The following is a 6,348-nucleotide window of genomic DNA, read 5'->3' on the forward strand; positions in this document are numbered from 1 at the left end:
GTTATTCAACTAGGCGGAGAGTAGGCGCGCAGATCGGGGATGCCCATCTGCCTATTCGCCGCGCCACAGATCATAGACCTTTCGCATGACGGTTGGCAGGGCCGAGGGCCGGAATTCGTGCTTGCCGACAATCGTTGTGCCTTCGGCGCAAAAGCCATCGGGTAGCGTGGCAGTTTGAATACGCAGGATGAGGTGAAAATGGGTGAAGGTATGTCGCACCTCTCCCGGCAGCATGCGCCAGTCCGCCATGAAGGGCGGTGTTTTATCCGGTATTTCGGACCATTCCGGACCGGGCCAGCCCAGCATTCCCCCTAAGAGTCCCTTGTCGGGCCGCCGTTCCATCACCCACGCCCCGTCCGGGCGACGGGCGATATAGGCATATCCGTATCTGGTCGGTTTGGGTTTCTTCGGGGTTTTCCGTGGGAGATCCGCCATGGTGCCTGCCTCCCTTGCCCGGCAGCGGTCGCGAAGCGGGCAGATTCCGCAGGCCGGAGACCTTGGGGTACAGATGGTGGCGCCAAGATCCATGACCGCCTGCGCATAGTCGCCCGGGCGCTGAATTGGCGTCAGGGTTGCTGCCAGATCCTTGAGTGTGGGTTTCACGCCCGGCAGCGGGTCGTGAATGTCGTGAAATCGCGCGATCACCCGTTCGACATTGCCGTCCAGCACGGTTTCAGGATGGTCAAAGGCGATGGCGGCAATCGCAGCGGCGGTATAAGGGCCGATCCCCGGCAGTTTGATCAGGGCGTCATAGGTATCGGGAAAACGGCCCTGATGAACTTGGGTCACCACGCGGGCGCATTTCAGCAGGTTGCGGGCGCGGGCGTAATACCCAAGCCCGGCCCATTCGGCCATCACCTGATGGTCCTCGGCGGCGGCCAGGGCCTGAACGCGGGGCCAGCGAGCCGTGAAGCGTTGGAAATAGTCGCGCACCGCCGCGACAGTGGTTTGCTGCAGCATCACCTCGGACAGCCACACACGATAAGGGTCGGGGTATTCGCCTGCCTTGCGCGCGGCGGGGCTGACACGCCACGGAAGGTCGCGGGCGTTGCGATCGTACCAGCGCAGCAAGGCGGCGCTTACATCAGTGTCCATTGCGTCACGCAAGATTTATTCCTCGACTCGTCGGGTTTCGCTGGCACCCGCCCCATCGCCTATTACAATAGTGGACGAGGAGTCGGAAACCAGATGCCGCCACGCCCATCGACCACACGCGGTTTCAAACGCACCGCGACGCTGCTGAATGACCAGATCCGGCGCGCCGGGGAAAGCCGCGGGTTTGCGGTGTCGCGGCTGCTGACCCATTGGCCCGAAATCGCAGGGCAGGATATCGCGGCAATCGCGCGCCCGGTCAACATCGGCTATGGCAAGGGCGGTTTTGGCGCGACGCTGACCGTTCTGACGACCGGTCCGCAGGCACCGATGCTGGAAATGCAGAAGGAACAGCTGCGCGCCAGGGTGAATGCCGTCTACGGCTATAACGCGATCAGCCGGGTACGCATCACTCAGACCGCGCCGACCGGGTTTGCCGAAGGTCAGGCCAGTTTCCAACCGAAGCTGAAGACCGAAAAACCCGTTATCGCACCCGAAATCGCTGCCGAGGCCGACAAGGCCGCAAGCGATGTTCACGACAATGATTTGCGCGCCGCACTTGAACGGCTGGGCCGCAACGTATTATCCAAACAAAAAAGCTGAGAAAGGGCAGGACATGACCCGAATTGCAACCGTGATCTGTGCGGCTATCGCCGTGGCCGCAGGGGCCTATTGGCTGACAAGCACTCCAACCGGGGGTCCTTCGATTCCGCTGGTGGCCGAAGCCAACGCGCAGGAAGCCGATATCGATACCTCGACCATCGTGGAGATGGTTCAGGGCGACGAGAACGCGCCGGTCGAAATCATCGAATACGCCTCGTACACCTGCCCCCATTGCGCCGCGTTTCACGCGGGGCCCTACAAGGAACTGAAAAAGGACTTCATTGACACTGGTAAGGTCAAGTTCGTCTATCGCGAGGTCTATTTCGACCGGTTCGGCTTGTGGGCTTCGATGATCGCGCGCTGTACCGGGCCGGACAAGTTCTTTGGTATCACCGATCTGATCTTTGACGGCCAATCGGAATGGGCGCGTGCGGGTGGTCCAAGCGAAGTTGTGGACGAGCTGCGCAAGATCGGGCGGCTTGCGGGTATCGAAAACGAACAGCTTGAAGCCTGTCTGCAGGATTCGACCAAGGCGCAAACCCTTGTGGCCTGGTATCAGGAAAACGCCGAGCGTGACGACATCAGCGCAACCCCGAGTTTCGTGGTGAACGGCAAGAAGGTCGAAAACCAGTCCTATGCCGATTTCAAGAAGCTGATCGAAGACGAGCTGGGCAACTGATGTCGGCCCCTCTGGCCGGTTTGAAGGTCATCGAACTGGCACGCATTCTGGCTGGCCCCTGGGCGGGCCAGACATTTGCCGATCTGGGCGCGGAGGTAATCAAGGTCGAATCTCCGGCGGGAGACGATACGCGCGCCTGGGGTCCGCCATTCGTAACCCGGGACGAGGATGTTTCGGCGGCCTATTACCACTCGGCAAACCGGGGCAAGGCATCGGTCACGGTGGATTTTTCGACGCCCGAGGGTCAACAGCGCGTGCGCGACCTGGTCGCGGACGCGGATATCCTGATCGAGAACTTCAAGGTTGGCGGGCTGAAGAAATACGGGCTGGACTATGACAGTCTGAAGGAAATCAATCCGCGCCTCATCTACTGCTCTATCACAGGGTTTGGTCAGACCGGGCCTTATGCACATCGCGCAGGGTATGACTTTATCATTCAGGGCATGTCGGGGCTGATGTCGATCACGGGTGAACCCGAAGGCCAACCGCAAAAGGCCGGCGTCGCGATTACGGATGTGTTTACCGGTATCTATGCCGTCGCCGGGGTGCTGGCGGCGCTGTATCAGCGGCAGCGCACAGGCAAGGGACAACAGGTGGACATGGCGCTGCTGGATGTGGCGGTGGCCGTGACCGCCAATCAGGCGCTGAACTATCTGACCACGGGAAAGGCGCCCGAGCGGATGGGCAATGCCCATGTCAATCTGGCGCCATATCAGGTTTTTGACTGCGCCGACGGGCATATCATCATCGCAACCGGTAACGACCGGCAGTATCAGCGGCTTTGCCGGGTTCTGGGACTTGATGACATGGCCGAAGCGCCCGAGTTTCTGCGCAACAAGGACCGTCTGGCAAATCGCCGGGTGATGATTGCGCGGCTGAACGGGGCAACCGCGCAGCGCGGCAAGGCCGATCTGTTGGCCGCCTGCGAAGCCGAGGGCATACCGGCCGGTCCGATAAACACGCTGGACGAGGTCATGGCAGACCCGCAAGTGATTGCACGCGGCATGCAGATCGAATTGGACGGTGTGCCGGGGGTGCGGTCGCCGTTTGTCTTTTCAGGCGCTGAGCTGGCCCTGACGCGGGCTGCGCCCAAACTGGGCGAGGACAACTGATCAGGGCGACGGCGCCCTGACCAGCATCATGTCGCGCACCATGTCGGCCTGTTCGACTTGCAGGCGAACGGGCAGGGTTATGACCTTGCTGCGAAATGCGGGCGGCAGACGTACGGCGTCTTTTTCGGTGGTGACCATCTGTGCACCCAGCAGTTTCGCTTCGTGTTCCAGCCTGCTCATGAGCGCGGGCGTCAGCGGTTGATGGTCATCCAGCGCTTCGGCCCGTTTCAAGTCGGCCCCCAGCCCACGCAGGGTTCGGAAGAACTTGTCCGGGTGTCCGATTCCGGCAAAGGCAAGAACGGTTGTACCGCTCCAGTCCATGCCGGTTTGCAGCGGCTTCAATTCTCCTGTGGCGTGCGGGATGATGAGCCTTGATCCCCATAGCCGGGCAAATTGCTCCTGCGCTTCGGGTGGTCCGAGCGACAGGACGATATCGGCCCGGCGCAGGCCGGTATCGACGGGTTCGCGCAGGGGACCGGCAGGCAGGCACAGCCCATTGCCGAAACCCCGCGCCGCATCCACGACAATGAAGGAAAGATCCTTGCGCACGGTTGGGTTTTGAAATCCGTCATCCAGAACGATAACGCTGGCACCATCCGCCGCCGCTGCCCGCGCCCCGGCGGCACGATCTTTCGCGACCCAAACTTCGGCAAAGGCGGCCAGCAACAAAGGCTCGTCCCCGACCTGGTCCGCAGTGTGGCGCGAGGGGTCGACCCGAACCGGGCCTTCCAGTGATCCGCCGTGACCACGGGTGACGACATGCGGCTTGTGCCACGCATCGCGCAGCTGTTCGACCACCCAGATGACCGTCGGGGTTTTTCCAGTACCCCCGGCGTTGAGGTTGCCGACGCAGATCACCGGAATGCCGGGGTGATCCCCGCCGCCCGCCGCCAGCCTGCGCGCCGTGGCGCGGGCATATATCCCGCCCAGCGGTTTCAACAGCCGCGCCCGCCAGTCCAGACGGTCGGCGGGTGTGTTCCAGAACTCAGGCGCCCGCATCGCCCACCCTCCGTTTGTCGAGCGTTTCCTGCACCATATCCGTCAACTGGTCCATCAACTGCGCCCCTTCGCTGACGACCTGCCAGCCGGCCAAGGCCATATCGGCCACCTGATCAGGGGCCAGAAGATGCACGACGACCCGGCCAAGTTCGTCGGCGGATCGCACGATGCGCGAGGCCTTGGCATTCGCCAGACGGGCGTAGACGTCCGTGTGGTGCCGGACAAAGGGGCCATGAATGATGCCTGAACCCAACGCCACCGCATCCAGCGGGTTTTGCCCTGATGCCCCGTATTCCAGCGAACTGCCCAGAAAGGTCAGCGGTGACACGCGATACCACAGGCCCAGATCCTGAGGGTCGGCGCAAAGAATGACCTGGGTGTTGTCTTCGATCGCATCGCCCGCGTCCCAGTCGGCGCAGCGCAAATCCATGGCTTTCAACCGCGCTTGCAACGGCCCAGCCTCTGCTGCGTCGGCGACGTGCAGGACAAGCACCAGACGGGGCAGCAGACGCAGCGCATGGCGATGAGCGGTCAGAACCGTGATGAATTCCTTGTCCTGAACCCAGGCGGCCAGCCAGATTGGGCGGCTGGACAGCGCGTGATTGGTTTCGATCAGCTCGTCCTCGGGCCATGGAAGCGGGTTCGGGCTGACCTTCAGCGGGGCAGAGATGGATACTTTGGAAAACGGAACGCCAAGCCGACGGATCTGCCGTGCCTTGTCGTCACTGGTGGTCAGGATGGATTGGAAGCAGTTCAGGGTGTGGCGTGGAATTTCCGGTAGCCACCGATGGCGGCGGGGGATCACGACATCCGCGTCCCCTTCCATCAGGATCATGGGAATGTTGCGATCCGCTGCGTCCGCCACAAGGTTGGGTAACAAACCGCCCCCGACCCACAATCCCATATCCGGGCGCCAATGATCCAGGAATCTGCGCACCGAGTTTGTGTTGTCGGCGGGCAATTGAAACACCGGTGCGATCATGCCGGTCCAGTTTGCCAGGGCAGAACTGTCTGGAACAGTCAGCATCACGGACAGATCGGGTTTTTGATTCAACAGATGGCGACAGAAGTCGTTGACCGGGGCAACGTGGCCTTGCGTTGCCAGATGAACCCACAAGACGTCGCCTTTGGGGCGCGGTGGCGCGCCGCCGCTATCGGGTTTCGTTCCGCGCCAGGACAATACCCGATAGGCCTTAAGGCTGAGCGAGCGTGATCGGCTCATGTCGTCCAACCCTCGTCCGGCTCGAGTTTGGCAAGCAGCAGCGAATGCAGCCGTTGCCCTGCCGCGACGACACCGTCAAGCCTGGGGTTAGGGTTGTTGAAACGCAAAGCCTGGCCTTTTTTGTCGGTGCAGGCCCCCTGCGCCTCGCGCAGGATCAGGTCGCCAGCGGCGATGTCCCACTCCCAACTTGGTCTCAGCGTGAGCATTCCGTCGAAACGCCCCTGTCCGACCAACGCCATACGATAGGCGAGGGACGGCCGGTAGGCCCTCACAAACGTGGGCGCCTCGCCACCGCGCCAATGACGCCCGTTCAGGTTGGGCTTGGCCGCAAGAATTTCTGCCGTTTCCAAATCGCCCGTTCCGGTGGTGCTGATGGTTGCGCCATTCAGCGTGGCACCTTCACCCTCAGCGGCGGCGTAGAGCAGGTCGCGCATCGGCAGATAGATCACTGCCGCGGTCACGACACCATTGCGGGCAATGGCCAGGGAATGCGCCCATGTTTTCGACCCTTCGGCAAAGCTGCGGGTGCCGTCGATCGGGTCGATGATGAACACATGCTCGCGGTGCAGGCGGTCGTCGTTATCCTCGGTCTCTTCGCTCAGCCAGCCATAACCGGGCCGGGCCGAGGGCAGCCGTTGTTC

At 62.1% G+C, this 6,348-nt stretch carries 7 protein-coding genes; 3 read left to right on the forward strand and 4 right to left on the reverse strand.

From position 1 onward, the window contains the following. Nucleotides 1–51 precede the first annotated feature (51 nt). Nucleotides 52–1,095 (reverse strand): A/G-specific adenine glycosylase, encoded by a 1,044-nt coding sequence (gene mutY, locus AC2FNB_RS12915; protein ID WP_496746908.1) that lies wholly within the window; start codon nucleotides 1,093–1,095, stop codon nucleotides 52–54. A 93-nt stretch (nucleotides 1,096–1,188) separates the two neighbouring features. Here mutY and AC2FNB_RS12920 point away from each other — a divergent pair, with 93 nt between their 5' ends. Genes AC2FNB_RS12920 through AC2FNB_RS12930 form a run of 3 tightly spaced genes read left to right on the forward strand, consistent with a single transcriptional unit; the run spans nucleotide 1,189 to nucleotide 3,486 of the window. Further along, nucleotides 1,189–1,695: a DUF721 domain-containing protein gene (locus AC2FNB_RS12920; RefSeq protein WP_496746888.1), complete on the forward strand. Its 507-nt coding sequence runs from the start codon at nucleotides 1,189–1,191 to the stop codon at nucleotides 1,693–1,695. 13 nt (nucleotides 1,696–1,708) lie between these two features. Continuing rightward, nucleotides 1,709–2,374 (forward strand): DsbA family protein, encoded by a 666-nt coding sequence (locus AC2FNB_RS12925; RefSeq protein WP_496746890.1) that lies wholly within the window; start codon nucleotides 1,709–1,711, stop codon nucleotides 2,372–2,374. Further along, the gene (locus AC2FNB_RS12930) at nucleotides 2,374–3,486 is read left to right on the forward strand and encodes a CaiB/BaiF CoA transferase family protein (RefSeq protein ID WP_496746892.1); all 1,113 of its coding nucleotides are present in this window, start codon (nucleotides 2,374–2,376) and stop codon (nucleotides 3,484–3,486) included. The genes AC2FNB_RS12925 and AC2FNB_RS12930 overlap by 1 nt, the downstream gene beginning before the upstream one ends. On the opposite strand, the gene lpxK is transcribed toward AC2FNB_RS12930, so the two are convergent. The 3 genes from lpxK to AC2FNB_RS12945 all read right to left on the reverse strand — a co-directional run. Further along, complete coding sequence (gene lpxK / locus AC2FNB_RS12935; protein WP_496746895.1) at nucleotides 3,487–4,485, reverse strand: tetraacyldisaccharide 4'-kinase; 999 nt, start codon at nucleotides 4,483–4,485, stop codon at nucleotides 3,487–3,489. Beyond that, a complete protein-coding gene (locus AC2FNB_RS12940; protein WP_496746898.1) occupies nucleotides 4,472–5,707 on the reverse strand; it encodes a 3-deoxy-D-manno-octulosonic acid transferase in 1,236 nt (411 codons plus the stop codon). The genes lpxK and AC2FNB_RS12940 overlap by 14 nt, the downstream gene beginning before the upstream one ends. Further along, the coding region (locus AC2FNB_RS12945) for an inositol monophosphatase family protein (RefSeq protein WP_496746902.1) at nucleotides 5,704–6,348 on the reverse strand (645 nt) is incomplete at its 5' end. The genes AC2FNB_RS12940 and AC2FNB_RS12945, both read right to left, overlap by 4 nt.

The organism is Ruegeria sp. BHSB058, assembly GCF_059613285.1.

What these genes read in the sequence shown, in the direction of transcription:
- AC2FNB_RS12920 (WP_496746888.1), top strand. Translation starts at nt 1,189, where the DNA reads ATGCCGCCACGCCCATCGACCACACGCGGTTTCAAACGCACCGCGACG.
- lpxK (WP_496746895.1), bottom strand. Translation starts at nt 4,485, where the DNA reads ATGCGGGCGCCTGAGTTCTGGAACACACCCGCCGACCGTCTGGACTGG.
- AC2FNB_RS12925 (WP_496746890.1), top strand. Translation starts at nt 1,709, where the DNA reads ATGACCCGAATTGCAACCGTGATCTGTGCGGCTATCGCCGTGGCCGCA.
- AC2FNB_RS12940 (WP_496746898.1), bottom strand. Translation starts at nt 5,707, where the DNA reads ATGAGCCGATCACGCTCGCTCAGCCTTAAGGCCTATCGGGTATTGTCC.
- mutY (WP_496746908.1), bottom strand. Translation starts at nt 1,095, where the DNA reads ATGGACACTGATGTAAGCGCCGCCTTGCTGCGCTGGTACGATCGCAAC.
- AC2FNB_RS12930 (WP_496746892.1), top strand. Translation starts at nt 2,374, where the DNA reads ATGTCGGCCCCTCTGGCCGGTTTGAAGGTCATCGAACTGGCACGCATT.